The 24,495-nt window shown below is 71.5% G+C and carries 26 protein-coding genes; 14 read left to right on the top strand and 12 right to left on the bottom strand.

Annotated elements, in window-relative coordinates; genetic code table 11:
• Window positions 1-78 precede the first annotated feature (78 nt).
• Both AB0K28_RS16375 and AB0K28_RS16380 read right to left on the bottom strand, forming a co-directional pair.
• Window positions 79-1,761: a substrate-binding domain-containing protein gene (locus AB0K28_RS16375; protein ID WP_345388781.1), complete on the bottom strand. Its 1,683-nt coding sequence runs from the start codon at window positions 1,759-1,761 to the stop codon at window positions 79-81.
• Between the two features lie 225 nt (window positions 1,762-1,986).
• Window positions 1,987-2,625, bottom strand: a complete 639-nt coding sequence (locus AB0K28_RS16380) for a hypothetical protein (RefSeq protein WP_364370168.1) — start codon at window positions 2,623-2,625, stop codon at window positions 1,987-1,989.
• Between the two features lie 142 nt (window positions 2,626-2,767).
• Here AB0K28_RS16380 and AB0K28_RS16385 point away from each other — a divergent pair, with 142 nt between their 5' ends.
• The gene (locus AB0K28_RS16385) at window positions 2,768-3,541 is read left to right on the top strand and encodes a DUF4184 family protein (RefSeq protein ID WP_364370171.1); all 774 of its coding nucleotides are present in this window, start codon (window positions 2,768-2,770) and stop codon (window positions 3,539-3,541) included.
• Entirely contained in the window at window positions 3,489-4,364 is an 876-nt protein-coding gene (locus AB0K28_RS16390; RefSeq protein ID WP_364370174.1) for an RNA methyltransferase, read from the top strand. The genes AB0K28_RS16385 and AB0K28_RS16390 overlap by 53 nt, the downstream gene beginning before the upstream one ends.
• A 14-nt stretch (window positions 4,365-4,378) precedes the next feature.
• On the opposite strand, the gene AB0K28_RS16395 is transcribed toward AB0K28_RS16390, so the two are convergent.
• Window positions 4,379-4,519, bottom strand: a complete 141-nt coding sequence (locus AB0K28_RS16395) for a hypothetical protein (protein WP_364370177.1) — start codon at window positions 4,517-4,519, stop codon at window positions 4,379-4,381.
• Between the two features lie 72 nt (window positions 4,520-4,591).
• On the opposite strand from AB0K28_RS16395, the gene AB0K28_RS16400 reads away from it, so the two are divergent.
• Window positions 4,592-4,834 carry a DUF4235 domain-containing protein gene (locus AB0K28_RS16400; protein WP_364370180.1) on the top strand — a complete coding sequence of 81 codons (243 nt, stop codon included), beginning with the start codon at window positions 4,592-4,594 and terminating at the stop codon, window positions 4,832-4,834.
• Between the two features lie 7 nt (window positions 4,835-4,841).
• Here the strand turns inward: AB0K28_RS16400 and AB0K28_RS16405 are convergent, their stop codons facing one another.
• Complete coding sequence (locus AB0K28_RS16405) at window positions 4,842-5,135, bottom strand: hypothetical protein (protein WP_345388771.1); 294 nt, start codon at window positions 5,133-5,135, stop codon at window positions 4,842-4,844.
• Window positions 5,136-5,328: 193 nt separating this feature from the next.
• On the opposite strand from AB0K28_RS16405, the gene AB0K28_RS16410 reads away from it, so the two are divergent.
• On the top strand, window positions 5,329-6,120 hold the full coding sequence (locus AB0K28_RS16410) for a hypothetical protein (protein WP_364370183.1): 792 nt from the start codon (window positions 5,329-5,331) through the stop codon (window positions 6,118-6,120).
• A 104-nt stretch (window positions 6,121-6,224) separates the two neighbouring features.
• On the opposite strand, the gene AB0K28_RS16415 is transcribed toward AB0K28_RS16410, so the two are convergent.
• A complete protein-coding gene (locus AB0K28_RS16415; RefSeq protein WP_364370186.1) occupies window positions 6,225-7,064 on the bottom strand; it encodes a serine hydrolase in 840 nt (279 codons plus the stop codon).
• A gap of 110 nt (window positions 7,065-7,174) precedes the next feature.
• Between AB0K28_RS16415 and AB0K28_RS16420 the strand changes: the two genes are divergently transcribed.
• Complete coding sequence (locus AB0K28_RS16420) at window positions 7,175-7,375, top strand: DUF1508 domain-containing protein (RefSeq protein WP_345388765.1); 201 nt, start codon at window positions 7,175-7,177, stop codon at window positions 7,373-7,375.
• On the opposite strand, the gene AB0K28_RS16425 is transcribed toward AB0K28_RS16420, so the two are convergent.
• Window positions 7,376-7,909 (bottom strand): VTT domain-containing protein, encoded by a 534-nt coding sequence (locus tag AB0K28_RS16425; protein WP_364370189.1) that lies wholly within the window; start codon window positions 7,907-7,909, stop codon window positions 7,376-7,378.
• Between the two features lie 167 nt (window positions 7,910-8,076).
• Between AB0K28_RS16425 and AB0K28_RS16430 the strand changes: the two genes are divergently transcribed.
• Window positions 8,077-8,598: a hypothetical protein gene (locus AB0K28_RS16430; protein ID WP_345388761.1), complete on the top strand. Its 522-nt coding sequence runs from the start codon at window positions 8,077-8,079 to the stop codon at window positions 8,596-8,598.
• On the opposite strand, the gene AB0K28_RS16435 is transcribed toward AB0K28_RS16430, so the two are convergent.
• The 3 genes from AB0K28_RS16435 to AB0K28_RS16445 form a co-directional block, all read right to left on the bottom strand.
• A complete protein-coding gene (locus AB0K28_RS16435; RefSeq protein ID WP_364370193.1) occupies window positions 8,567-11,962 on the bottom strand; it encodes a BTAD domain-containing putative transcriptional regulator in 3,396 nt (1,131 codons plus the stop codon). The genes AB0K28_RS16430 and AB0K28_RS16435 overlap by 32 nt on opposite strands.
• A gap of 81 nt (window positions 11,963-12,043) precedes the next feature.
• The gene (locus tag AB0K28_RS16440; RefSeq protein WP_364370196.1) at window positions 12,044-13,099 is read right to left on the bottom strand and encodes a lysylphosphatidylglycerol synthase domain-containing protein; all 1,056 of its coding nucleotides are present in this window, start codon (window positions 13,097-13,099) and stop codon (window positions 12,044-12,046) included.
• 62 nt (window positions 13,100-13,161) lie between these two features.
• Window positions 13,162-13,980 (bottom strand): PIG-L family deacetylase, encoded by an 819-nt coding sequence (locus AB0K28_RS16445; protein WP_364370199.1) that lies wholly within the window; start codon window positions 13,978-13,980, stop codon window positions 13,162-13,164.
• Between the two features lie 38 nt (window positions 13,981-14,018).
• On the opposite strand from AB0K28_RS16445, the gene AB0K28_RS16450 reads away from it, so the two are divergent.
• Complete coding sequence (locus AB0K28_RS16450; RefSeq protein WP_364370202.1) at window positions 14,019-15,110, top strand: glycosyltransferase; 1,092 nt, start codon at window positions 14,019-14,021, stop codon at window positions 15,108-15,110.
• 520 nt (window positions 15,111-15,630) lie between these two features.
• Here the strand turns inward: AB0K28_RS16450 and AB0K28_RS16455 are convergent.
• Window positions 15,631-16,002, bottom strand: a complete 372-nt coding sequence (locus AB0K28_RS16455) for a hypothetical protein (RefSeq protein ID WP_345388751.1) — start codon at window positions 16,000-16,002, stop codon at window positions 15,631-15,633.
• A gap of 88 nt (window positions 16,003-16,090) precedes the next feature.
• Entirely contained in the window at window positions 16,091-16,654 is a 564-nt protein-coding gene (locus AB0K28_RS16460; protein ID WP_364370206.1) for a TetR/AcrR family transcriptional regulator, read from the bottom strand.
• Window positions 16,655-16,705: 51 nt separating this feature from the next.
• Between AB0K28_RS16460 and AB0K28_RS16465 the strand changes: the two genes are divergently transcribed.
• Window positions 16,706-17,797, top strand: coding sequence for an NAD(P)/FAD-dependent oxidoreductase (locus AB0K28_RS16465; protein ID WP_364370209.1), 1,092 nt, complete (start codon window positions 16,706-16,708; stop codon window positions 17,795-17,797).
• Window positions 17,798-17,861: 64 nt separating this feature from the next.
• Window positions 17,862-18,974: an aromatic ring-hydroxylating dioxygenase subunit alpha gene (locus AB0K28_RS16470; protein WP_364370212.1), complete on the top strand. Its 1,113-nt coding sequence runs from the start codon at window positions 17,862-17,864 to the stop codon at window positions 18,972-18,974.
• On the opposite strand, the gene AB0K28_RS16475 is transcribed toward AB0K28_RS16470, so the two are convergent.
• Window positions 18,944-19,498, bottom strand: a complete 555-nt coding sequence (locus AB0K28_RS16475; protein ID WP_364370215.1) for a DUF1707 domain-containing protein — start codon at window positions 19,496-19,498, stop codon at window positions 18,944-18,946. The genes AB0K28_RS16470 and AB0K28_RS16475 overlap by 31 nt on opposite strands.
• Before the next feature lie 179 nt (window positions 19,499-19,677).
• Between AB0K28_RS16475 and AB0K28_RS16480 the strand changes: the two genes are divergently transcribed.
• The 5 genes from AB0K28_RS16480 to AB0K28_RS16500 all read left to right on the top strand — a co-directional run bounded on the left by AB0K28_RS16480 (window position 19,678) and on the right by AB0K28_RS16500 (window position 24,482).
• Window positions 19,678-20,601, top strand: a complete 924-nt coding sequence (locus tag AB0K28_RS16480) for an anti-sigma factor RsbA family regulatory protein (protein WP_364370218.1) — start codon at window positions 19,678-19,680, stop codon at window positions 20,599-20,601.
• A 186-nt stretch (window positions 20,602-20,787) separates the two neighbouring features.
• Complete coding sequence (locus AB0K28_RS16485) at window positions 20,788-21,402, top strand: DUF998 domain-containing protein (RefSeq protein ID WP_364370221.1); 615 nt, start codon at window positions 20,788-20,790, stop codon at window positions 21,400-21,402.
• A gap of 46 nt (window positions 21,403-21,448) precedes the next feature.
• Window positions 21,449-21,907, top strand: a complete 459-nt coding sequence (locus AB0K28_RS16490) for a universal stress protein (protein WP_345388735.1) — start codon at window positions 21,449-21,451, stop codon at window positions 21,905-21,907.
• A gap of 137 nt (window positions 21,908-22,044) precedes the next feature.
• Window positions 22,045-23,445 carry a methionine--tRNA ligase gene (locus tag AB0K28_RS16495; protein WP_364370223.1) on the top strand — a complete coding sequence of 467 codons (1,401 nt, stop codon included), beginning with the start codon at window positions 22,045-22,047 and terminating at the stop codon, window positions 23,443-23,445.
• Between the two features lie 59 nt (window positions 23,446-23,504).
• A complete protein-coding gene (locus AB0K28_RS16500) occupies window positions 23,505-24,482 on the top strand; it encodes a phosphotriesterase-related protein (protein WP_364370226.1) in 978 nt (325 codons plus the stop codon).
• Window positions 24,483-24,495 lie beyond the last annotated feature (13 nt).

Below are 24,495 nucleotides of genomic sequence, written 5' to 3' on the forward strand. Positions count from 1 at the left end.
GAGCCCCACGCGGAGAGGACGCGGCCTGGTTCGTACCGGTTCGCCCTCCATACCCAACGGGCATGAAGGGCGAAAGGGTCAGCCGTCGCAGTTCGGTGTGCAGAGGCGGCGTTCCATGCCCTGCAGGAAGAAGTCACGGACCTGCAGGATGTCCTCGGCGATGTACGCCTCGCCGCCCGTCGCCTTGGCCAGCGCCTCCATCTGCCGCTTGCCCTTCTTGGCGTCCGGTCCGAACGCGATGAGCAGGATGCTGATCGGCCGCTTCGGGTTGTAGGTCTGCTTGAGGAACTGCAGCAGCTCGGCGTTCTTGACGCCGCCGTCCGGGTCGTCGTTGCCGGCGCCGTCGGTGAGGATGAGCAGGGTGTTGACCTTGTCCTGCTTGTACGTCTTGGTGAGCTGGGTGTAGGCCGCCTTGACGGTGTCGTTCAGGCCGGTGTCACCGGTGGCCTTGGCCTTGATCTGCGCGAACGTCGTGGCCAGCACCTCCTTGCGGAGCGCGCCGTCGATCGACTCGCTGAGCGGCCCGACCGGGACGTCCTCCCTCCAGTCCTTGCCCTTGCCGTCGAGGTGCGTGGAGAACGTCCACAGGCCCATCTCGGAACCGGCCGGGAACAGCGCGAGCCCCTCGGTGGCGATCTTGTTGATGGCCTGCATGCGGGTCATGCCGGTGCCCGGCACCGGCAGCGCCATCGTGCCCGAGACGTCGAGCAGGGTGAGCAGGCGGGTGCCGAGGTTCAGCCGGGTCCAGGTCTGCACCATGCGCGCCACGGTCGCGCCGTCCGGCGGGTCCAGCGCGGTCGGCGTGTCCTGGGTGAAGCCGTCGCCCTCCGCCAGCACGTCGCCCGGCTTGCCGTCGGTGCCGCGGAAGCCCGCCTCGCGCAGCGTCCGCTTGGCCGACTCCGAGGACAGATCCTGCTTGAAGTCCGCGGCGGCCTTCAGCACCTCCGGGTCCTTCGTCAGGATCGTCACCGGGTAGTCGAGGCTGAGCGTGCCCTCCTTGGGATAGAGGGCGACGACCGGCGCGTCCGGCTTCTTGCTGTTGTGCGCGTAGATGGCCTGCTCGGAGGTGACGCCCACGGGCACCTTGCTGCCCGGCTTGACGGTCAGGCTGGCCAGCAGCGCGTTCGAGTCGGCGGCGAGCTGGCCCGACAGCTCCTTGAGCGCGCCCACCAGCGCTTTGTCCTGGCCGGCCTCCTTGGCCGTGCCGGCCGCGGCCAGCAGCGCGGCGAGGCCGGCGGAGTTCTTCTGCGGGTCGAGGGCGAGCACCCTGACCTTCCTGCCGGGGCCGTCCACGTTGGCCACGTTCGCGGCGGCGATCATCGAGGTCCAGCTCGGCTGGAGCGCGCCCGACAGCTTGCCGGCCGCCGACTTGGCCGCCGCCAGCACCACGGGCGACGTCGCGATCGACCCCTCCACCTGCGGCAGCGCCTCACCGGCCGGGGTCTGGCGCATGCTCTCCATGAGCAGGCTGGAGTCGGCCACCCAGAAGTCGGCGGTGACCTTGCCGGCCGCGAGCGCGTTCGCGGTCCGCGCCGATGCCTCCTTGGCCACCGTCACCTCGACGCACCTGCCGTCGATCGAGTGCAGCGCCTTGTTGTAGCGGCCGGCGATCTTGTTGAGCGCGGGCTGGATGTCAGGGGCGGCGACCACCTTCAACGGCAGCTTGCCGCCGGAGCAGTCGTGGTCGCGGGTGAAGATGACGAACGCCGCGACACCGAGCAGGACGGCCATGGCGACGGCGCCGGCCAGCGGGACGAGCACCCTGCCACGGCCGTTCCTCGGCCGTCTGCGCGGGACGGGTTCGCCGGCTCTGTAGTCGCCATCGAGATCGTCTGTGCGGTGTCGCCCCACGATGTCCTCTTAGGTGTTTTAGAGACCGTCCGGAGACCCTAGCGGGAGATGCTCCGCAATACTCCGGGAACGATACTCGGTGCGGTCTCTGTGGCAAAACAGCCCTTTTGGTGCGACGATGACGCAGGGTGACCATCAATGGCAACAAGTGTGACCGATCCAGGCGCGCCGCCCCTCGCGTACGGCGACCGCCGCGAGGAGCACCGCCACCGCCGGATCGACCCACCACCACCCGAGTGTGTTCAGGTACAAACCGGCCAGCACCCCGGCCGCCATGGCCGCGCACATGAGGTTCTGGGTGCCCTCGCCCGACGTGGCCGCCGACGCCAGCCGCGCCCCCAGCCGCCGCTTCGCCAGGCCCAGCGCCGGCATGCTGACCAGGCTGACCGCCGTCACCACGATGCCCAGCACGCTCGGCGTCGCCCGATGCCCCGCGTCCAGGTCATGCGCCACGTGCAGGACCAGGTAGGGGGCCAGCAGCCAGAAGCTCACCGCCACCGCGCGGCGGGCCGTGCGCTCCGCGTGCGGTGACAGCGTACGCGTGCCGGTGAACCGCCACACCACGATCAGGCTCGCCGCCGCCTCCACCAGGGCCGCCAGCCCCCAGCCGATCAGCGCGACCGAGTGCGCCGCGAGCCCCGCGGCCAGGCCGAGCGCGCTCTCCACGCCCAGCCAGGCCAGCGTGACCAGCGAGAGCGTACGAGCGGCGCGGGCCGCGCGCAGCCAGTCCGCTGACGCGGCCGGACGCTCATGAATCCGCTGATCAGGCACCATGAACCCCCGAACTCCGGCTTATCCGGCCGTCGACAGCGATACGTACCGTACCCACTGCGGAGCGTGACGAGGAATGGCGGCGGCAAAGCCTGATCAAGGTTCGCCCGCATAATGAGGGGTCGATCATGAGGGGGAGGTCCTGTTGCCGTTCACGCCCAGCCACATCGCCGCCGTCTTACCGCTCATCGGGCCGTCGGCCCGGATCCGCAAATATCTCGACCCCTGGGCGCTGGCGTTCGGCGCCATGGTGCCCGACCTGCCGCTCTTCCTGCCGTTCCTGCCCGACTACAGCGACTGGCACTCCTGGCTGGGCGTCGTCACCATCGACCCGCTCGCCGTGCTCATCCTGCTGCCGTTCTTCCACCTCGTGCTGCGCGACCCGCTGATCGCGCTGCTGCCCGCCTCGCTCGCCGGGCGGGCCGCGCTCCTCGCCCCCGAGCGGCTGCGCCTGCTCCCCATGGCGGCCGGCGCCGTGACCGGGGCCGCTACCCACGTCCTGTGGGACTCCTTCACCCACTCCACCGGCGTCATCGAATGGGGGGCCTGGCTGTCGGTGAGCGTTCTGGGGGTGATCAGCCTCTACCGCCTCCTCCAGTACGTCTCGTCCGCCATCGGGCTCGCCGTCGTGATCTGGTGGGGATGGCGGGGCCTGTCCGGGATGGCGGCGGCGCCCGTACCCGAGCGGCTGCGCCTGCCCGCGCGCGTCCGCGCCGCCGTCCTGTCCGTGGCCGGGCTCGGCGTGCTGGCCGGCGCCCTCGTGTGGCCGCTCATCGACGAGCCCAGCCCCCGCCACGGCATCGCCAGCGTCATCACCAAGACCGGCGCGGGCACCGTGGTCGGCCTCTGCCTGGTCCTCGCCTGCTATGCGCTGGTCTGGCAGGTCAGGCGGCGCATGGCAGTATCGGAAGGTGCTTGAGTACGTCACCGACCCCGACGACCCCCGCCTGTCCGACTACACCCGGCTGCGGGACGTCGAGCTGCGCAAGAGTCTTGAGGCCGAGCGCGGCCTGTTCCTCGCCGAGGGCGAGAAGGTCATCAGGCGGGCCATCGGCGCCGGCTACCCGATCCGCTCCGTCCTGACCACCCGCCGCTGGCTCACCCCGCTGCAGGACGTCCTCGGCGACGCCACCGTCTACGTCGTCAGCGACGAGCTCATGTCCGGCATCGCCGGCTTCCAGGTGCATCGCGGCGCCCTCGCCTCCATGGAACGCCTCCCCCTGCCTTCCGTCGACACCCTCCTCAAAGGCCCGGCCCGCCGCATCCTCGTCCTGGAGGACCTGGTCGACCACTCCAACGTCGGCGCCATCTTCCGCTCGGCGGCGGCCCTCGGCGTAGGCGCCATCCTCCTGTCACCCCGCTGCGCCGACCCCCTCTACCGCCGCGCCGTGAAGGTCTCGATGGGCGCCGTCTTCTCCATCCCGTACGCCCGCATGGACGACTGGTTCGAGGGCCTGACCCGCCTGCGCGAAGCCGGCTACCACACCCTCGCCCTCACCCCCGACCAGCACGCCACCCCCATGGACCGCGCCCGCCTCACGGACCGGGTGGCCCTGCTCCTCGGCTCGGAAGGCGACGGCCTGTCCTCCCACTGGCTCCAGGAGGCCGACGAGGCGGTGTGCATCCCGATGAGCCCCGACGCGATGGCCGCCGGCGTCGACTCCCTCAACGTCGTGGCCGCCGCCGCAATCGCCTGCCACGGCCTGATGCGCGCAACAGATCCAGTACAGAGCTCTGCCTGAGTTCTGTGCTCGGATCAGCTGGTCAGGACATGCGCCATCTCCAGCCGGTCACCCACGGCAAGGGCCGCCGCCAGTGACGTTCTTCTGAGCGTCCGGTCCACGGCGGCGGCGAACGCCGCGCCCTGCGCTGCTGTGAGCTCCGGCCTTTTCGCCATGCCTGAGCTGGGGGACGTTTAAGTGCGGCTCAGGGGGCACGGGCATACGCCACGCGAGCGTAAGGAGTGGGGATGCAGCCCGTGGAGAAAGTCACGTCGCTGGGGATGAGCCTGGTGAGCGGGGCGGTGGCCGCCGCGTTGTTCAGGCGGGCCTGGGCGATGGTGTCGGGGCAGGATGAGGCGCCCGATGCCGATGACCTGAGCCGGGGGTGGACCGAGGTGCTCGTCGCCGCCGCCGTGCAGGGAGCCGTGTTCGGGGTGGTCAGGGCCGCGGTTCAGCGTACGGGGGCCAAGACCTTTCAACGGCGGCGGTGAGCCCTCGTCACTGGTTGTCGTCGTTCAGCCAGTCGGGGTAGCCGTTGAAGTCGTGGGCGATCGGCTCGCGGTCGATGGGGTGGCGCGCCCCGATGCTGCGCATGTGACGTTCGAGCGCGGGCACCTGCTGCCCGGTCGTGACGAGGGTGAGCTGCCAGGTCGTCGCGTCGGCCGCGGACGGGTGCGGGACCTCGGCGATGTCGATCGAGGTGGCCAGCCCGGCGAGCAGGATGCCGTGCGCCAGCTCGGCCGCCGCCTCGTGACCCTCGATCAGAGTGCGGACCTCGAAGAATTCCGCCATCAGGGTGTCCTTAGGGAGGGGTGTGTGGCTCACCCTACTCGGCAACGGACGGCGGGCCGAATCCATCGGAAAACGTACAGCGGCGTCGTGGCGGGGCGTCCGGCCGCAGACGAGGACGGACGGCGCGGCCGATGAGGCACACTGTAATCGTTCGATTACCATACGTGCGTCCATCGCGCAGGCCGGAGGGTCCATGAACGGGGCTTGGATCATCACGCTCACCGTCGCCACGGGGCTGCTGGCCCCGCCGTCACACGCCACGACGGCGTCCCCTTCCGGTTCCGCGGAGGGTGGGGCGGCGCCTTTCCGGCTGGCGGCGCCGTTCTGGCCGGCCACCGCCGGTGCTCCGGGCGGGCCGGCGTTCGGGTTCTCGGCGGGACGGGGGTTCGGGCCGGCGTTCGGGGCGGCGCTCGGCCGGTCCGCGGGGGCGGACTTCGGGGCGGCGCTCGGCCGGTCCCTGGGAGCGATGTTCGGGGCGGCGTCGGAGGCCAGGGTGGCTCGGTGGCCGGGTGAGAGGGCGCGGAGCGGGGCGCTGACCTGTGCCGTGTCGACGCCGTCGGGGCGGCCGCTGACGTTCGCGCCTCGGGTGGGGCTGACGACGCGGCGCATCTCGGCGCGCGGCTACCTGGAGTTCACCGGGTGCACCTCGCCCGACGGCTCGGCCACGTTCCTGCGGTCGGGCTGGGTGAACGTCAAGGCCACCGCCCAGGCGTCGTGCGCCACCGCCCGCCGGGTACGCGGCACCGCCAGGATCACCTGGTTCGGCGCCACGGGACGCCCGGCGGGCACCTCGAAACTGGGCATCAAGGCCGACCGCCTGGTCGCCAGGCACCCGGCCGACACGCTGCTCACCGGCACCGTACGTACGGGCTGGCTGGCCGGGCGGCGGGCCAGGGGCGGCATCGCACCGCCCACGGCCATCCTCGGCTGCGCCGCCAGCGGCCTGCACGCCTATCCCGGCCACGGCACCATCACCTTCGACTGACCGGCCCCGGCGGGCGCCCGCCGGTCGGCCGAAGCGCCCGCAAGCACCTCCGGCCGCCGACCCCCTAGCCGGTCGGCCGAAAGCCTCATGATGGTGTCGGCCGGTCAGCCGAAGGCGACCTGTTCGCCGGCGTAGTCCAGGAGTTTCTCCGCCGTCGAGAAGCGGCGCTCGTTCTGGTCGCCGAGCAGGACGCCGACGATCTGCAGGCCGTTGCGCTCGCCCGCGAACAGCAGGCAGTAGCCGGCCGCGTTCGTGTACCCGGTCTTGACGCCCAGCACCCCGTCCGCCCGCGACAGGAGCTTGTTGGTGTTGCGCCAGGTGTGCGCCCGGTGCACGGCGGTCTTCGACACCCTGTGCACCTTGGCGCCGACGACGGTCGTGAAGATACTGCTGCGCAGCGCGTACTGCGCCAGCTTGGCCTGGTCGGCGGCGGTGGAGTAGCCGCCGTTGGCGGGAGTGGGCATGCCGTCCGCGTTCGTGTAGCGGGTGTCGGCGAGGCCGAGCGAGCGGGCGGTGCGGTTCATCTTGGCGATGAAGGCCGTCTTGCCAGGGCCGTAGTGGCGGGCCAGGGCGTTGGCCGCGTCGGCGCCCGAGGGCAGCATGAGCGCGTACAGCAGATCCCTGACCGTGAACCGCTCACCCTTGCGCAGCCCGGCGGTGGCGGCGCCGCCCTTGGCGGCGTACTTGACGTCGGCGGCGCTGATCGTGATGACGTCGCTGAGGTCGGCCTCGCGCAGCACGACGTACGCCGTCATGACCTTGACCAGGCTGGCCACCGGCACCCGCCTGGTCTCCCGCTTGCCGAGGTGGACCGTTCCTGCTGAATCGACGATGTACGCCTCTTTCGCCTTGACGGCTGGCGCGTTAGCGGCCTGGGCCGGAGTGCTGCCGAACCCGACAACCAGCGCGACCACCGCAGAGCTGATCAAACCCCCAATACGCATGAGAATCATGGTGACAGGAGATCAAGGATTCGTTTGCCTAACCAGGCCACGCGTCGCCCTCAGATGGGGGTAAATCCTTCATAGATCCGATATGGCGGGGGGCGGTGGCCATGGCGGGAAAGTTCGTCATCACTGAGGATGAACAGGGCGAATACCGGTTCGCACTCGTCGCGAACAACGGGCAGACCCTGGCGGTGGGGGAGGGATACCCCAGCAAAGTGGCATGCGTAAACGGCATCGAGACCCTCCGCAGGAACGCCCCGCAGGCGACGATCGAGGACCGTACGACGAGTCCGGCAGCTACCGGGTAGTCACGAGTCCTGCGTCACCAAGGGCTGGTCGTCGGTGGTGCGGCGGCGCCGGCGGCGGATCATGAACCAGGCCGCCCCGGCGACGGCCACCACCGCGACGACGGCCGCCGTGATGGGCGACCGCGCGGCCAGCTCCAGCCATCCCCACACGACGGCGGTCAGCCCAAACCACCACAAAGGCGCCCAGGTCAGGCAGCCGAGCGCGCTGGCCACGACGTACCAGGGGTAGGAGACGCGCAGCGCCCCTGCCACCCAGGGCAGCGTGTGGCGCAGCATCGGCACCCAGAAGCAGCCGTAGACGGCGAGCGCGCCCCAGCGCTCGACGACGGCCTCGATCTTCGCGATGCGGTCGCGGCCGAGCTTGACGCCGACGCGCGACTCGTACAGCTTCTCGCCGAGCCTCCGGCCGACCCAGTAGTAGACCTGGAACGCGCCGAACAGGGCGATGATGAGGATGACCCCGACCTGCCAGTACTCCAAACCGAACCAGAACGGCGCAGTGGGAGCGGGGACGGCCATCGTCAGGTACCACATGTCCGGGCCCACCCCCCTCCGGAATCCTTAGGCCAGCCTTACCTTAATTCACGCCACCGGCCGGTGCCATACCGGGTTGCAAGCAGCGCGCAACGGGTGCAACTCACCGACAACCGCTACTCAACCACCCGGTCTCACTCTATGGGTGAGCAAAAGGGGTGCTGACCATGCCGACGAGAAGCGCAACCGTCCTGACCAGCGGAACGTCGAACGCCGCGAAGCTGTTCGTGGCCGCTCTGGCGTTCACCAGCGCGTACGTCGGCTTCTCCGCCTACAGTAACGCCGGCACGGCCGAGCCGCGGAAGGCAGCCGAGCCCGCCCCGATCTCCCTGGCCGCCCGTGCCATGCCCGCCTCCGAGCAGCTGGCCGGCGGCATCGCAGGGGAGCCCGGCGCCCTCACGGTGAGCACCCTGCCCGCGGAAGGCTGCGCCGGGTCGTACGTGGCCCGCACCTTCCTGGCCAACCCCGACCCCGAGGACACCGTCCTCTACCGCTGGAAGCTGACCCGCTACAGCCCCGCCACCAAGACCTGGCGCACCTACCTGTCGGACCACGACGGCTTCGCCACGGCGGGCAGGACCGTCGAGTGGCGCGCCGAGGTCAACGGCACCCCTGGCTGGTATCGGGTCGAGCTGTCGGCCGAGGGCGCCGAGACCGTCAAGAGCCCCCGTTTCGAAGTGAGCTGCTGACCGACTGCCGGGCCGCGTCGACCCAGCGCGGCACGCCGATGCGCTCGGCGACCTCCAGCGCCTTCTCGTAGTGCTGCCGGGCCGCGTCGGGCTGCCCCAGGCGGATCGCCAGGTCGCCGAGCGTCAGCGCCACCGGCCACAGGGCGACCACGCCGGTGCCGGCGCCCGCCACCCGGTCGGCGAACGGCTTGAGCTTGTCGTAGCAGTCGACCATCCGCTCGCGGTCGTCGAGCAGCATGCCGGCCAGCGCCCGCCAGGTCATGACCAGCTCGTAGAGGAAGTCGGGCCGCACGGGAGGCCGGGTGGCGGCCACGGCCCCGGCGTCGTCGAGCCGCCCGGCGGAGGCGAGGGCCAGCGCGTACGCGTCGAGCGTCCACTTGGCGCCCCGCTGGTGCGCCTCGGCCAGCGGCGCGACCATCTCGGCCGCCCGCCCGGCCACCAGGTGCAGGCAGAACGTGGTGATCAGCGGCAGGTCCTGGCGGCCCTCCAGCATGCCGGCCCGCTCCGTCATGCGGGCCGCGTCGCGGTAGGCCCGCTCGGCGCCCTCGTAGTCGCCGGAGATCATCAGCCGCTGCCCGGCGTACCAGACGACGACCGCGGCGGGCGCGGACAGGTCGTACTGCTTGGCGAGCTGGTCGGCGGCCGCCGCGTGCTCGTCGGCCGCGGCGAACTCGCCCCTGGCCGCCGCGCACTCCAGCAGCACCAGGTGGGCCAGCGCCTGCGTGGCCATCTGCCCCGAGCGCTGCGCCACCTCCAGCAGCTCGCGCCCGATGCTCTCGCGCGAGTCGACGGCCGGGATGTCGTACGACTGCCGCAGCCGCCCGCTCAGCGCCGCCGCGATCAGCGCGGGGTCGCCGCTCTGCCGGGCCAGCTCCAGCGCCTCCAGCGAGGCCTGCCTGCCCCGCTCGGGCGAGGAGGAGCCCTCCAGCTCAAGGGCCAGCGTGGTCAGCAGGCTCGCGCGCAGCCGCTGCTCACCGGCCGGCAGCTCCATGAGCGCCCGCTCGGTGACGTCGACGATCTCCCACGCCGTACGGGTGAAGTCGCGCGCCATGCCCTTGTGCGGCACGGCCAGCGACGCCGCCACCTTCGCGGTGATCTCGAGGTCGCCCAGCGGCAGCGCGGCGTCCATGGCCTGGCGGCGCAGCAGCCGCGCCGCGTGCATGTCGCCGCACAGCGCGAGCGCCCTGATCTGCCGCAGCATCAGGTGCAGCCGCTCCTTGGCCCGCTCGGGCGCCTGGTCGCCCTGGTCGTCGGCGCGCGAGCGGTCGAACGCGGCGATCGCCTGCTCCCACAGCGTGGCCGCCTCGCGGTGGGCGAAGCGCCGCTCGGCCTGCTCGGCGGCCAGGCCCGCGTAGTGGACGGCCTTCCCGGCCGCGTCGGCCAGGAAGTAGTGGTGGGCCAGCGCCGCCACGTCGGACGGCGTGTGCCGCTCGATGACCGCCGCCACCGCCGCGTGCAGCCGGGTGCGGCGCAGCCGCGAGGCGTCGGAGTAGATCGTGTCGCGGACGAGGTCGTGGTCGAAGCGCAGCAGCCCGGGACCAGGCTCGGTCACCAGGCCGGCCAGCAGCGCCGCCTCGACGGCCTCGATGACCGCGTCCTCGTCGCCGGCCACCGCGATCAGCACGTCGAGGTCGACGTCGCGGCCGATGACCGCGGCCTGCAGCAGGATCTGCTGCGCGCCCGAGGGCAGCCGCGAGATGCGCCGCCGCAGCACGTCGCGCACGCCGGACGGCACCTGCGAGAGCACCTCGGTGGCGCTGGCGCGGTCGGCCGCGCCCTCGGAGTCGAGCAGGCGCACGGTCTCGCGGACGAAGAACGGGTTGCCGCCGGTGCGCTCGACGATGGACTCGACCGCGTCCTCGTCGATCTCGCGTACGCAGGTGGCCTTGACCAGCTCGGCCACCGCCTTCGGGTCGAGCCCCGACAGCCCCACGCGTACGGGACCGAGCCTGGCCAGCGCGGCCAGCACGTCGGACTGGCGGTCGTCCAGCTCGCTCTCCCTGCACGTCACCACCAGCAGCACCCGGCTGGTCGCGAGCAGGCTGGGCAGCGCGCGCAGCAGCGCGAGCGTCTGGTCGTCGGCCCAGTGGAGGTCTTCGAGCGTCAGCAGCACGGGCCCCCGCCGCGCCACGCCGGCGAGGTAGCCGCCGACCGCGCGGTGCAGCCGGAACCCGCCGGACGCCTCGTCCTCGTCGGGGTCGGGGGCGGCGTCGTCGAGCAGCGGCGCGAGCAACTGCGCGTATTCGCCCGCGCCGGTCATGTCGATCAACGTGCGCAGGATCTCCACCCACGCCCAGCCCGGCGGGGTGGCGCTGGAGTCGGGGCAGGCACCCGACGCGGTGGTCCAGCCGTCGGCGGCGAGCCTGCCTTCGAGCTGGCGCAGCAGCGTCGTCTTGCCCGCTCCCGCCACACCGGTGACGACCGCGACCTGGAACCTGCCGGTGCGCGAGGCCGCGGTGGTGAGCCTGGCCAGCTCGGCGTCGCGGCCGACGAACGGCTCGGGCTCCAGCGGCGGCGGCTCGATGTGCGCGGCGGGCCGCGGCGGCCAGGTGTCGGTGACGGGCGCGGCCGGCCTGGCGGCGCGGGCGGGCAGAGCGAGGTCGAGCTCGGGCGACTGGGCCAGGATGTCGGACTCGAGCTTGCGCAGCGCCGGGCCGGGGTCGATGCCCAGCTCGTCGGCCAGGATGTTGCGCGCCCTGCGCAGCGCGGCCAGCGCGTCGCCCTGCCGGCCGCAGCGGTAGAGGCCGAGCGCCAGCAGCCGCCAGCCCTCCTCGCGCAGCGGATGCTCGGTGGTGAGCGCCTCGAGGTCGGGGACGGTCTCGGCGTGCAGCCCCAGCCGCAGCCCCGTGTCGGCGTGGCGCTCGCGGGAGACCAGGCGCAGCTCGGTCAGCCGGTTGACCTCGGCCTCCGCCCACGCCTGGTCGGCGAAGTCGGAGTAGGGGGTGCCGCGCCACAGCCCGAGCGCCTTCTCCAGGCGGCCTCTGGCGGCCTGCGGATCGCCCTCTTCGAGGTGCTCGCCGGCCGCGCGCACGAGCTGCTCGAACCTGAGCGCGTCGACCTGGTCGGACGCCACGCGCAGCGCGTAGCCGGACGCGACCGTCACCAGCAGCCGGTTGGGGCCGCCGCGCGGACGGCCCGGCTCCAGCACCCTGCGCAGGCGCGAGATGTAGACCTGCAGGCCCGACTGCGCGCCTTTTGCCGCGTCGTCGTCCCACAGATCGTAAAGAAGTGTGTCAACGGGCACGACCTGACCTCTGGCCACGAGCAGGCGGGCCAGGACGGCCCGCTGTCGCAACCCGCCGAGGTCGAGTTCGTCGTCGTGTTCGTACGCCTCGACTGGCCCCAGAACTCGGAACGCCACCATGTCAGCCGCCACGCTATGCGGGCCTACGAATCACGCACAAGGGCCGTGGTCGATTAGCACGCGATGGGTTTGGGATTGTCACTAGGTGGCCTTCGAGATCGCGGACGGGGGCTCCGCGCCGGCGTCCCGGCCGCCGCGCCTGCGCAGCAGTGCCCAGGCGCCGAGAGCCAGGCCGCCGAACGGGATCTCGATAGTGTAAGTCCAGAAGCCGAAAAGCAGTGCGGTGGCGATGGCGGGCGTGGCGCCCACGCCGAAGGCGATGAGGAGCGCGGCCACCCCGCTCTCCATGATCCCGGCGCCGCTCGGCGTGATCAGGGCGCTGGTCAGCACCCGCGACAGCGCGAAGACGGCGATCGACTCGGCGAGGCCGGGCCAGGCGCCGGTGGCCGACATGCAGGCCGCCATGATGGCCCACTGGAAGCCGAGGAAGAACACCATGCCGAGCGACAGCCCGGGCCACCGGGTGCGTACGACGCCCGCGGTGTCGGCGCGCAGCCGGTGGAACGCCTCCGAGGCGTGCACCTTCAGCCGCAGCAGCCGGGTGAGGCCGTCGAGCGCCCTGCCGAGCGCCCGCGCGGCGCGGTCCCAGTAGAGGGCCGCGGCCACGACCAGGCACAGCACGAGAATGGAGATCGCGCCCGTCCAGCCCGCGTTGGCGACGGTGGAGTTGGGCGCCTTGCCCGCGGCGAGCAGCGCGATGATGCCCACGGCCGGCAGGACGAACCTGAACAACGTGTTCCAGATGCCGCTGACCAGCGTCATCACCACGAACGCCCGGCTCGTGAACCCCCAGCCCTTCGTCATCGCGAACGACAGCGCCACGCCCACCGCCCCGCCGAACGGCAGCAGGTTGCTCACCGCGCTGCCCGCCGCGTTGAGCGCCAGGCCCTGGAGGTTGTTGAGCCCCGGCAGCGAGCTGGTCAGCACGAACGTGTAGGACAGCAGGCTGAGCAGCCACAGCGCCGTCATCAGCGCGATCTCGCCGCCGCCGAGGGTGGCGAACAGCGCCCCGATCTCGCTCCACGAGACCGGCTTGCCGGTCAGCGCCCGCACGATCTCCGGCAGGTAGACGACGAGCAGCACGGCCAGGCCGAGCGAGAGCACGGACAAGGCGATCTGCAGCCACTTGTTCTTCATCGGGGTCCAGTCTGCCGGTTGGCAGCGGGCCGCGCGTCACCCCCAGGTATGAGGCGTAGGTGTCAGGCGGGCCACCCGTCGAAGGGATGACGCAGGCGGGCTCCCGGCGGCAGGTCGCGGCGGACGTACCACTCGGTGCCGAAGACGAAGCGGTAGAGCGGGCGCGGGACCTTGAGCATCACGGCGAGCGTGCGGTCGCTGTCGCCGCCGCTGGCCTGCGAGGCGTGCGCGGCCATGGACGCCCGCTTCTGGCGGGCGTAGCGGCGGACGTTGACGCGGTGGGTGATGGCCTCGCCCGGTGAGTACGCGCTCTCGAACGTGCGGACGTCGAACTCCGGCGGGAACCGGTAGACCTTCCCCGCCAGCTTCAGCAGCCGCACCAGCGGGTCGCGGTTGACCGTCGCCTCCAGGACGATCTCCGTGCCCGCGATCTTCGCCGCCCGCCTGCCCACCCGGTGCACCTGCACGTGGTCGGGGTGCCCGTAGCCGCCCGCCGGGTCGTAGATGGTCAGCAGGTCGGCCCGCTCCTCCTGGAGGATCGCGGCCAGCGCCTTGGCGGCCGCCTCGGTGTCGGCGTCGATGAAGGCGTTGTCGGGGCGCTCGTCGGCGACGCCGCCCTGCGGGCTCAGGCCCGAGTCGCCGTAGCCGAGGCACTCGACGCGGGCGCAGCCCAGCAGCGCGGCCGACTCGTACAGCTCCTTGAGCCGGGTCTCGCCCAGCTCGTCGCCCGGCTCCATCTCGGCCAGGCCGCGCTCGCCCGCGGTGGCCACCACGAGCACCACGCGGTGTCCTTCGGCCGCGAGCATCGCCATGGTGCCCGCCGTCAGCAGGGCCTCGTCGTCGGGGTGGGCATGGAAGAACACAGCGGTACGTGGAGGCACAGGCCCAGATTAGTCTGGGAGGGGTGCGGATCTTTCACGTGAGTGACTGTTACCTGCCGCGACTCGGGGGGATCGAGGTCCAGGTCGCCGATCTCGTGCGCGTGCAGCGGGAGGCCGGGCACGAGGTGTCGGTGGCCACGGCGACCAGGGGAGAGCCGCTGCCCGGTGTGCACAGGATCGTCGCCCCGATGCCGTTCGACCTGCCCGTCCACCCGTTCGGGGTGGGGCATCTCACGCGGCGCATCACCTCGGCGCGTCCCGACGTCGTCCACGTGCACGCGGGGGCGGTGTCGCCGTTCGCGTGGATGGGGGTGCGGGCCGCGCATCGCGCCGGTGTGCCGTGCGTGGTGACCGTGCACAGCATGTGGGATCCGGTGACGCGGGCGCTCTATCGGCTGCTCCGGCTGGCGTACGGGTGGGAGCGGTGGCGGCTGGTGGCCACCACGGTCAGCAACGCCGCGGCCGCCCCGATCCGCGCGGTGGCCGGGCCGCTGGTGCCGGTCCGCGTCGTCTCCAACGGGCTCGACCTGTCCGGCTGGGCGCCGCCGCCCGGCGCGCCGGACTCCCGGTCCGACGTGCACGTCGTCGCCGTCGGACGGCTGGCTCCGCGCAAGCAGCCGGTACGCCTGCTGAAGCTGCTGCTGGCGGCCCGGTCCCAGGTGCCCGCCCACATCCCCATGCGGGCCACGATCGTCGGCGACGGGCCGGCACGGGGGCAGATGGAGCGGTTCCTGGAGCGCCACGGCATGGCGTCCTGGGTGTCCCTTCCCGGGCGCTACACCCGGGAGCAGATCGCCAAGGTGCTGGAGTCGGCCGACGTGTTCGTGGCGCCGGCGCCACGCGAGTCGTTCGGCATCGCCGCCCTCGAGGCGCGCGCGGCCGGGCTGCCGGTGGTGGCGCGGGCGCAGAGCGGCGTCGCCGACTTCGTCAAGGACGGCGTCGAGGGCCTGCTGGGCCGCACGCTGGGCGATCTGGCCAGGGCGGTCGCCCGCCTGTGCCGCGACCCGGAGCTGCGGGTGGCCATCGCCGCCCACAACCGCACCACCCCACCGACCGCCGGCTCCTGGGAAGCCGTCCTCGACGGTTTCGACCACGCCTACACCCACGCCCTCACCCTCCGCACCTCGTAACGAGGCTCGCCTTGGTGATGGCGGGTGTCCTTTGGGTGGGGTGGGCTCGTGGGACGTGGTGTTTGACGTCTTCGGTCGCGCTTGCACCGACGCTTTCCGCGCCTTGTAGCGGGGGCTCGCCTCGGTGAAGGCGGGCGTCCTTTGGGTGGGAGAGGGGCGGGCTAATCGGACGTCGTGCTCGACGTCTTCGGCCGCGTCTACACCCACGCCCTCACCCTCCGCGCCACGTAGCGAACGCTCGCCCTGGTGGTGGGTGTCCCTTGGGTGGGGTGGGTGGGCGTCGGGCTCGGTCAGTTCGGCTGCGCCGGCGGTTCTCCATAGGGAGGCCGGTTGGGGTCGTGGGGTCTGCGCGTAGGGATGGGTGGAAACGGCGAAGCCCGCCACCTTGGTGGCGGGCTTTCCCCAGGCCCCGGGTGGAGGGTGGTGGGTGCCCCCGTGACGTCACGCCCTCCGGGCAGGGCCGGGACGCGGCCGCCGGAGCACCTGTCCCCCACAGGTGTTCACGGCGACCGCGAGTCTGCTAGGAGCAGGCCGAGACGATCTTGCTCTGGAACCCGCTGACCTTGCCGGTGAACTCGCTGGCCTTGGACAGGTCGCCGCCCTCGATCGAGGCGAACCCGTCGGCCAGGTCGGTCAGCGCGGCGCCGACCTCGCCGTCGTACTTGCCGGCCAGTTCCTTGGTCTTGGTGGCCGCCGTCTTGGAGGCCTCGCCGATCGCGTCCTTGTCGGTCGCGCTCGCGCTGATCGCCGAGCTCCACTCGGTGACGATCGTGGTGGCTTCCTGGGCCGCGGAGTTGCAGTCGACGGCCTGGCCGAACGCGCCACAAGCGGTGGTGAGAGCGGCAAGAGTGAGCGTCGCGGCCACAGCGGCGAGGCGACGAGGGGGAGTCATGTACGTGCCCTTCGTTGGTTCAACTTACGAAAAGCACCATATGGGCGATCACTTGATCGTCACTTGCACCCCACTAACACCACCCGTATCAACCCAGCGTAAAGCCGTGCAGCAAAGCTCGCACGATCTCGTCCGGTTCGGGTAGCGGGAGCTCGAAAATCCCCCGATAGGTGATGAAACCGACGAACATGTCAGTCAGCATCCACAGGTCCGCGTCGGGCCGCAGCTCGCCGCGCGCGATCGCCCGCTCGTACACGACCCACGACCGCTCCATGCGGGTGCGCATGGAGGTGCGGACGACGTCCGCGATCGCCGGGTCGCGCCCCGCCTCGGCGTACACCTGCCTGGCCAGGCGCGACACCTCGGGGCGCCGCCACAGCGCGATCGTGTCGGCGACCACCACGCTCAGGTCGCCGGCGAGCGAGCCGGTGTCGGGGACGGCGACGTGGACGTCCATGAGGCCGCCGAGGGTTTCGAGGAGCATGTCCCGTTTGCCGCCGTATCGGCGGAACACGCTCGCCCTGCCGACGCCTGCCGTGGCGGCGACGTCGTCCATGGTGAAGTCGAGGCCGTGGGAGAGCACCAGCGCGGCAGCGGCCTGCCTGATGCGGTGATCAACCGAGGGGTCGGGTTTACGACCGCGCGCAGGCATTGTGATACTCCAAGTATCCGATATCGAGCGTCTCACTATTCAGGGGTCGTTATGAGAGTAGTCGTCATCGGCGCGGGGGTCGCGGGGCTCGCCCTGGCCAGGGGGTTGCTGCGCAAGGGCCACGACGTCGAGGTGTATGAGGAGTCGCCCGAGCCGCGCACGGCCGGCGGCTCCGTCTCGCTCTGGCCCGGCAGCACGGCCATCCTGGAGGAGCTCAAGGTGGACTGGGCCGGCGTGGGCCGCCGCCTGGAGACGCTGGAGTCGTGGGCCCCCGACGGCCGCCGCCTGCTCACCCTCGATCTGACCGTCCCCGAGCGCCGCTTCGGGCATCCCGTCGTCCACGTCGCCCGCAGCGAGCTGGTGGAGCTGCTGGCCGACGGCGTGCCGGTGACGTACGGCGCCCGCGCCGAGCACGTGGTGCCGGAACGGGCCGAGGTGCGGCTGTCCGACGGCCGCACGGTACGCGGCGACGTGCTGGTGGGCGCCGACGGCCGCCGTTCGGCGGTGCGCTCGGCCCTGTGGGGCGCCGACGCGGCCACCCTGAGCCCGTGGGTCACCTGGCAGGGGTTCACCACCGAGCCGACCCTGCTGACCGAGTCCGGCAGGGCGGTGATGATCGCGGGCAGGCACGGGCTGTGCGGGCTGATCCCGGCGGGCAGGGGGCGGCTGCTGTGGTGGTTCGACGTCAGGTCGGCGCCGGGGCGGCCGTTCTGGGCCGGCGACCCGCAGGTGGTGGAGCGGCTGCGGGAGCGGTTCGGGGAGTGGGCCGACCCGGTGCCGAAGGTGCTGGCCTCGATCGCGGACATTGACTTCTTCCCCCACCACCGCCAGCCGATCCCCAAGGTCTGGGGGAGGGGGCCGACCACGCTGGCCGGTGACGCGGCCCACACGATGCCGCCCACCATGGCCCAGGGCGCCAATCAGGCGCTGGAGGACGCCTGGCTGCTCAGCCGGTCGATCGGGGACCTGCGGGCGTACGAGAAAGCCAGGTCGAAGGTGGTGCGCAGACCCGCCAGGCTGGCCGCCACGGAGGCCACCGACATGCAGCGGCCGATCGCCGGACTGCTGCCCGACGGCCTCACAACCCGCATCTACACCCTGTTGTTGCGCCGCTACAGCAACTACCTCTTGACAGCCCCCTGAGGCCGCCCGACTATGTCGCATATAGAGCAACTCGGTGCGTAATGCGCAACAAGGGCGGTGCCGGTTGACCATCACGTCCAGCCTGATCTCCACGCTCCCAGGCAGCGCCTACACCGATCCTGAGGTGTTCGCCGAGGAGCAGGAGAAGATCTTCGAGAACCTCTGGTTCTGCGCCGTCAGGTCGGCGGATCTGGCGAAGCCGGGCGCGTTCAGGACCGTTCAGGTGGGCCGGGAGAGCGTCATCATCGTACGCGGGCGCGACGATCAGGTGCGCGCCTTCCTCAACGTCTGCCGGCACCGTGGGGCGCGGTTATGTCTGGAGGAGGCCGGCGAGGTCAAGCGGACGATCAGGTGCGCCTACCACGCCTGGTCCTACGACCTGAACGGCCGGCTCGCCGCCGCGCCCAACCTGGCCAGGATGCCGGACATCGACCGGGTCGCGTACGGAATGGTCCCCGTGCACCTGCGCGAGTGGCTCGGCTACGCCTGGGTCTGCCTGGCCGCCGAGCCGCCCTCGTTCGAGGAGACCGTCACCCGGGCCGCCACCGAGCGGCTCGGCGACCCCGCCGCCATCGAGCGCTACCACGTCGAGGACCTCGCGCTCGGCCGCCGCATCGTCTACGACGTCAAGGCCAACTGGAAGCTCCTGGTCGAGAACTTCATGGAGTGCTACCACTGCGCCACCATCCACCCGGAGCTGACCGCCGTGCTGCCGGAGTTCGCCGGCGGCTACGCGGCGCAGTACTACGTGGGCCACGGCGCCGAGTTCGCCGAGCGGGCCGCGGGGTTCACCGTGGACGGCAGCCCCGGCTTCGGCAAGCTGCCGGACGTGGCGCAGGAGCAGGACCGCCGCTATTACGCGATCACCGTCAAGCCGCAGGTCTTCGTCAACCTGGTGCCCGACCACGTGATCCTGCACCGCATGTTCCCGCTGGCGGTGGACAGGACGGTCGTCGAGTGCGACTGGCTCTACCACCCCGACGTGGTCGCGTCGGGCGCCGACGTGTCGCTGTCGGTCGAGCTGTTCCACCGGGTCAACGAGCAGGACTTCGACGCGTGCGAGCGCACCCAGCCCGGCATGTCGTCACGGGCCTACCGGGACGGCGGCGTGCTCGTGCCCAGTGAGCACCACATCTCGCTCTTCCATCAGTGGGTGAACCAGCGCTTGCGCGGATAGCGCACGGTGAGCCCGCCGTACTTCGCCCGGCCGGTGATCACGAAGTAGAGGGCGCCTGGCCGTGGCCTGCTCGGCACGTCGTCGGTCCGCGTGGCGCCCCAGGTGCTCTCGAAGCCGTCGATGTTCGCCACCGCGCCCTCGGGCACGGTGATCCTGGCGTTGCCGTACTGGAGGTCGAGCTCGATCTCCACCACCTGGTGCGGGATCACGGCATCGGAGAAGTCGAGGTCGACGGTGCCGTACTTGCTGCCCGCCCGCAGGCGGCGGGGCACCGCCCAGTCGCCTGAGCGCTTGACTGCGCCGTTGGCCTGCTGGAGCTCCACGACGTCGCCGACCCGCGGTTCGTCCGCGGGCAGGTCGTCGATCAGGGCCAGCAGGTCGGCGTACGTCTTCGCGGTGAGCGCGCGTTCAAGCCGCTCGTCGAGCTCGGGGTGGGTGAGGCGGCCCTCGGAGAACGCGCGTTGCAGCCGCTGGGCGGTCTGCTCGCGGTCCTCATCCGAGACGCGCATCCGCATTTCCGACATGTCCTGAGCATAGGTTCGCTTGACTCAGAAGGGGAGTTGCCGCCCTGAAGGGGTGCGGAGATCGAGGGGCAACGGACGGTGTCCTGGACGGGGGCGCTGAATCACCTGGACTCTCTTCACACCCAATAGGTACCCATCGGATGGCTTTGAAGACACCAACCTTAGGTAGCCTGTGGCTGATGCCGGCAGACCCGTTCCACCATCCCGCACTGCTCTATCGGAGTGATGGGGAATATGTGGCTGCCACCACGGCCTTCGTGACCGACGGCCTGGCCGCCGGCGACCCCGTCGCGGTGGCCGTACCCAGCGCCAGGCTCGCGCTCATCGAGGGCTCGCTCGGCGCCGCCGCCCGCGACGTGCTCATGCTCGACATGACCGAGGCGGGACGCAACCCCGGCCGCATCATCCCCGCCGTGCTGCGCGGCTTCGCCGACCGGCATCCCGGCCGCCACGTGCGGATCATCGGCGAGCCGATCTGGCCGGAGCGCACGCGCGACGAGTACGCCGCCTGCGCGCAGCACGAGGCACTGATCAACCTGTCGTTCGCGGGGCGGCCCGCGACGATCATGTGCCCGTACGACGTGCGCACGCTGAGCGACGAGGTCATCGGCGAGGCCGCGCGCACCCACCCCGTGCTGCGCGACGCGTCCGGCACGTGGACGAGCGCCGACTACGCGCCCGAGCAGGTCGTCGAGGGCCACAACCGGCCGTTCGACGAGCCAGAGAGCTGCGTCTCGCTGCACTTCGACAGCTCCAACCTGTCGTCCGCGCGGGCCCTGGCCGCCCGCGAGGCCGCCGCCCTCGGTTTCACCGGCGACCGGCTCGACGACATCAGGCTCACCGTGGCCGAGCTGGGCGCCAACAGCCTCGACCACGGCGGCGGCGCCGGGCTGCTGCGCGTGTGGCAGGCCGACGGGCGGCTGGTGTGCGAGGTCAGCGACCGCGGCCACATCACCGATCCGCTGGTGGGCCGCCGCCCGGTCGATCCGCGCCAGTCGGGCTCGCGCGGCCTGCTGATCGTCAACCTGCTCAGCGACCTCGTACGCGTCCACACCCGCCCGGGCGCCACCACCGTACGCGCGTACTTCGACTCCGCCTCCTGACCCCCGCCCGGGCGTGGGGACGGCCACCCGCACCCTGAGGGGGCCGACCCTACCCAGGGTCATGAAACGCCAGCTCAACGGCCACGGCCAGGGGCAGGTCAGCCCAAGGTATTAGGGGATCCTTCAGGGCGAGTTCGGGCCGATCTCCGATGTTCGGAAAAGCCGCTTTCCACGAGCTTTGAAGGCATGAAGGAATTGCTCGTCAGTGGATTCGCGGCCATCGGCGCCGGCAGCGGCGCGATGCTCACGCTGCACGCCGCCTCGAACCTGGACCCGATGCACGCCGTGATCAGTGAGTACGTCTGGCAGTCGGCCGGCTGGCTGCTGCCCGCCGCGCTGACCCTGTTCGCTGTGGGCTCCGCGCTGATCGCGGAGGCGCTGCGCCGGGCCGGTGCGAACCGCTGGGTCGTCCTGCTACTGCTTGGCTGGGGCGCGAGCATGTTCCTGGTGGGCGCGTTCCCGACGGACCGGCCGGGGCTGCCGCTGTCGATGTCGGGGGGCATCCACCGCTATGCCGCTTTCGCCGCGTTCGTCATGATGCCGCTCGCCGGGTTGCTGCTGGCCAAGGCGCGGGTCCGCTACGCGAAGGCGCTGCGCGTGCTCAGCGTGGTCGCCGTCGGCGCGCTGCTGCTGGTCGTGGTCCCGTACGTGGTGCGCATGTTCGGCATCCCGCTGTCCAACGACGACATCCCCGCCGGGCTGACCCAGCGCGTGGTGGTCGTCACCGAATTGGGCGTGCTGGCCTTGGCGGGCATGGCGATGCTGCGGACCTCCGCCCGCCGCGTGCCGGCCCTCGCCTAGATCAAGAAGTCAGGCGTGAAAGCCGCACTACGGGAAGAGGAAGGAGATGACGATTTTGATCGCGTACGACGGGTCCGACGACGCCAAGGCCGCCATCGAGTTCGCGGGCCGGATGTTCCCGGGGGAGCACGCCGTGGTGCTGACCGTGTGGGAGCGGCTGGCGATGACCTCGGCCCGCGCGTCGGCCGGGCTCATGGTGACGATCGACCAGGCGGGCGCAGAGGACGAGGCGATCGGGCAGGCGATGAGCGAGCTGGCCATGCAGGGCGCCGAGCTGGCCAGGGAAGCGGGGCTGGACGCCACCCCGCGCTGCGACGTGGACTCCGTGGCCGTCTGGTCGACCATCGTGGACGTGGCGGAGGAACTGGACGCCTCGCTCATCGTGACCGGCACCAGAGGGCTGGGCGGGGTGCGCTCGCTGCTGCTGGGCAGCACGTCCGACCGGGTGCTGCACCACGCGCACCGGCCCGTGCTGGTCGTCCCCGGTCCCCGCAAGGACGGGTGAGACGACGTATAGTGTCGGCATGATCGCGACGTGCCGCCGAATCATGGCCCCCTAGGGGGTTTCACCGGCACGTCCACGTTGAGGCCCTGCTAGCCGGGGCCTCTCTTCGTGTCCGGGGCCCCTTCGGGAGGCATCCGATGTACGTCACGACCACCATCCCCTACGTCAACGCCAGGCCGCACCTCGGCCACGCGCTGGAGCTCGTCCAGGCCGACGTGCTGGCCAGGCACCACAGGCGGCGCGGCGCGCCCGTACGGTTCCAGACCGGCAGCGACGACAACTCCTTGAAGAACGTGCTGGCCGCGGAGGCGGCGGGCGTGCCGGTGCGCGAACTGGTCGACCGCAACGCCGCCGCCTTCGAGGCGCTGCGCGGGCCGCTCGACGTGTCGTTCGACGCCTTCATCAGGACCAGCGCGCACCCCGCGCACCGCGCCGGCGTCGAGCGGATCTGGCAGGAGATCGCGCACGACCTCTACCAGCGCCACTACGAGGGGCTCTACTGCGTGGGCTGCGAGCAGTTCTACCAGGAGGGCCCCTGCCCCGACGGGCATCCAGGGCCGCTGCAGACGGTCTCGGAGCAGAACTGGTTCTTCCGGCTCTCCCGCTACCAGGACGCGCTGCTCGACCTCATCGGCAGCGGGCGGCTGCGCGTCGAGCCGGCGGCCCGGCGCAACGAGGTGCTGGCGTTCGTGGCGGCCGGGCTGTCCGACATCAGCGTCTCCCGCTCGGCCGCCCGCGCCCGCGGCTGGGGCATCCCCGTGCCGGGCGACTCCGACCAGGTGATCTACGTCTGGTGGGACGCGCTGGCCAACTACGTCACGGCGCTGGACGAGCCCGGCGCGTACGAGCGGTGGTGGGTGCGCGAGCAGGACAAGGTGCACATCGTGGGCAAGGGCGTGATCCGGTTCCACGCGGTCCACTGGCCGGCCATGCTGCTGTCGGCCGGGCGGCCGCTGCCCACCGCCGTCTTCGTGCACGACTACATCACGGCCGGCGGCCGCAAGATCAGCAAGTCGGCGGGCGGGACGGCCGATCCAGCGGAGCTGGTGGCGGCGTACGGGGTGGACGCGGTGCGGTGGTGGCTGCTGCGCGAGGTGCCGCGCGTGGGCGACGTGGACTTCACCGAGGAACGACTGCGCGCGCGGGCCGACGAGGACCTCGCCAACGGCCTCGGCAACCTGGTCAGCCGGGTCGCGACCATGGTGCACCGCTTCCTCGACGGCCACGTGCCGCCGCAGGACGAACCGTTGGCCGAGATCTCGGTGGACGCGGCGCTCGCGGACTTCGACTTCCGGCGGGCGGCGATCGAGGTGTGGCGCATCGTCGAGGAGGCCAACCGGTACGTCGAGACCGCCAGGCCGTGGGCGCAGCCGCGCGCCCGGCAGGAGGTGTCGCTGGGCCGGCTGGTCGGAGCGTGCAGGGAGCTGGCCGATCAGCTGGAGCCGTTCCTGCCGACGGCCGCCCGCCGCGTGGCCGCGGCGGTCGGCGGTGAACGGCTGGCGAAACCGCGCCCGTTGTTCCCGCGCAGCGGAGTTTGACGATCTTGACTGTCCGGCTTAGGTTTGCGCGCAACCGACCACCTGGTATGGAGGCGCGCATGCCCACTGTCGAAACCCTACGCGGCCCCGTCGATGTCAACACGATGGGTCAGACCCTGATGCACGACCACGTCTTCGTGCTGGCCACCGAGCACGTGGACAACTACGGCGCGGGCGCCTGGTGGGACGAGGAGACCAGGGTGGCGGACGCGGTCACCAAGCTGCGCGCGGTGGCTGCCAAGGGCGTGCGGACGATCGTCGACCCGACGGTGTGGGGGCTCGGCCGCTACATCCCGCGCGTCAAGCGCGTCGCCGACCAGGTGCCCGAGCTGAACATCATCGCCGCCACCGGCCTCTACTCCTACGACGAGGTGCCCCACCAGTACGAGCACCGCGGCCCCGGCCTGCTCATCGACTGCCCCGACCCGATGATCGACGACTTCGTGCGCGACCTGACCGAGGGCATCGCCGGCACCGGCGTCAAGGCGGCCTTCCTCAAGTGCGTGGTCGAGGCCAAAGGGCTCACGCCGGGCGTCGAGCGCATCTGCAAGGCCGTGGCCCAGGCCCACCTGCGCACGGGCGCGCCGATCACCGTGCACACCAACTCCTTCACCCAGAGCGGGCTGCTCGCGCTCGACCTGTTCGGCAAGGAGGGCGTCGACCTGACCAAGGTGGTCATCGGGCACGCCGGCGACAGCAACGACCTCGACTACCTCATGCGGCTCGCCGACACCGGCGCCGTGCTCGGCATGGACCGTTTCGGCCTCGACCTCTACAACCCGACCCCGCAGCGGGTGGCCACGGTCGCCGCGCTCGCCGCCCGCGGCTACACCGACCGCATGGTCCTCAGCCACGACACGGCCTGCTTCATGGATTACTTCGGCGGGCCCTGGGACGAGACCCGCGACGCGGTCGCGCCCAACTGGCGCTACGATCACATTCACGACGACGTCGTGGCCGCACTGCGGGACTCGGGTGTGACCGACGACCAGATTGAGCAGATGCTGGTGTTCAACCCGAAGCGCTACTTCTCATAGAGTGGTCGGGTCG

The organism is Nonomuraea sp. NPDC049504 (genome assembly GCF_040676845.1).
GTDB classification, from domain to species: domain Bacteria; phylum Actinomycetota; class Actinomycetes; order Streptosporangiales; family Streptosporangiaceae; genus Nonomuraea; species Nonomuraea salmonea.

Bases quoted from the DNA above. Each gene is read 5' to 3' on its own strand.
- AB0K28_RS16380 (WP_364370168.1), bottom strand. From the start codon at position 2,625: ATGGTGCCTGATCAGCGGATTCATGAGCGTCCGGCCGCGTCAGCGGAC.
- AB0K28_RS16460 (WP_364370206.1), bottom strand. From the start codon at position 16,654: ATGCCTGCGCGCGGTCGTAAACCCGACCCCTCGGTTGATCACCGCATC.
- AB0K28_RS16480 (WP_364370218.1), top strand. From the start codon at position 19,678: ATGCCGGCAGACCCGTTCCACCATCCCGCACTGCTCTATCGGAGTGAT.
- AB0K28_RS16420 (WP_345388765.1), top strand. From the start codon at position 7,175: ATGGCGGGAAAGTTCGTCATCACTGAGGATGAACAGGGCGAATACCGG.
- AB0K28_RS16415 (WP_364370186.1), bottom strand. From the start codon at position 7,064: ATGCGTATTGGGGGTTTGATCAGCTCTGCGGTGGTCGCGCTGGTTGTC.
- AB0K28_RS16435 (WP_364370193.1), bottom strand. From the start codon at position 11,962: ATGGTGGCGTTCCGAGTTCTGGGGCCAGTCGAGGCGTACGAACACGAC.
- AB0K28_RS16405 (WP_345388771.1), bottom strand. From the start codon at position 5,135: ATGGCGGAATTCTTCGAGGTCCGCACTCTGATCGAGGGTCACGAGGCG.
- AB0K28_RS16495 (WP_364370223.1), top strand. From the start codon at position 22,045: ATGTACGTCACGACCACCATCCCCTACGTCAACGCCAGGCCGCACCTC.
- AB0K28_RS16390 (WP_364370174.1), top strand. From the start codon at position 3,489: ATGCGCTGGTCTGGCAGGTCAGGCGGCGCATGGCAGTATCGGAAGGTG.
- AB0K28_RS16455 (WP_345388751.1), bottom strand. From the start codon at position 16,002: ATGACTCCCCCTCGTCGCCTCGCCGCTGTGGCCGCGACGCTCACTCTT.
- AB0K28_RS16500 (WP_364370226.1), top strand. From the start codon at position 23,505: ATGCCCACTGTCGAAACCCTACGCGGCCCCGTCGATGTCAACACGATG.
- AB0K28_RS16430 (WP_345388761.1), top strand. From the start codon at position 8,077: ATGCCGACGAGAAGCGCAACCGTCCTGACCAGCGGAACGTCGAACGCC.
- AB0K28_RS16400 (WP_364370180.1), top strand. From the start codon at position 4,592: ATGCAGCCCGTGGAGAAAGTCACGTCGCTGGGGATGAGCCTGGTGAGC.
- AB0K28_RS16440 (WP_364370196.1), bottom strand. From the start codon at position 13,099: ATGAAGAACAAGTGGCTGCAGATCGCCTTGTCCGTGCTCTCGCTCGGC.
- AB0K28_RS16395 (WP_364370177.1), bottom strand. From the start codon at position 4,519: ATGGCGAAAAGGCCGGAGCTCACAGCAGCGCAGGGCGCGGCGTTCGCC.
- AB0K28_RS16425 (WP_364370189.1), bottom strand. From the start codon at position 7,909: ATGTGGTACCTGACGATGGCCGTCCCCGCTCCCACTGCGCCGTTCTGG.
- AB0K28_RS16410 (WP_364370183.1), top strand. From the start codon at position 5,329: ATGAACGGGGCTTGGATCATCACGCTCACCGTCGCCACGGGGCTGCTG.
- AB0K28_RS16490 (WP_345388735.1), top strand. From the start codon at position 21,449: ATGACGATTTTGATCGCGTACGACGGGTCCGACGACGCCAAGGCCGCC.
- AB0K28_RS16485 (WP_364370221.1), top strand. From the start codon at position 20,788: ATGAAGGAATTGCTCGTCAGTGGATTCGCGGCCATCGGCGCCGGCAGC.
- AB0K28_RS16475 (WP_364370215.1), bottom strand. From the start codon at position 19,498: ATGTCGGAAATGCGGATGCGCGTCTCGGATGAGGACCGCGAGCAGACC.
- AB0K28_RS16465 (WP_364370209.1), top strand. From the start codon at position 16,706: ATGAGAGTAGTCGTCATCGGCGCGGGGGTCGCGGGGCTCGCCCTGGCC.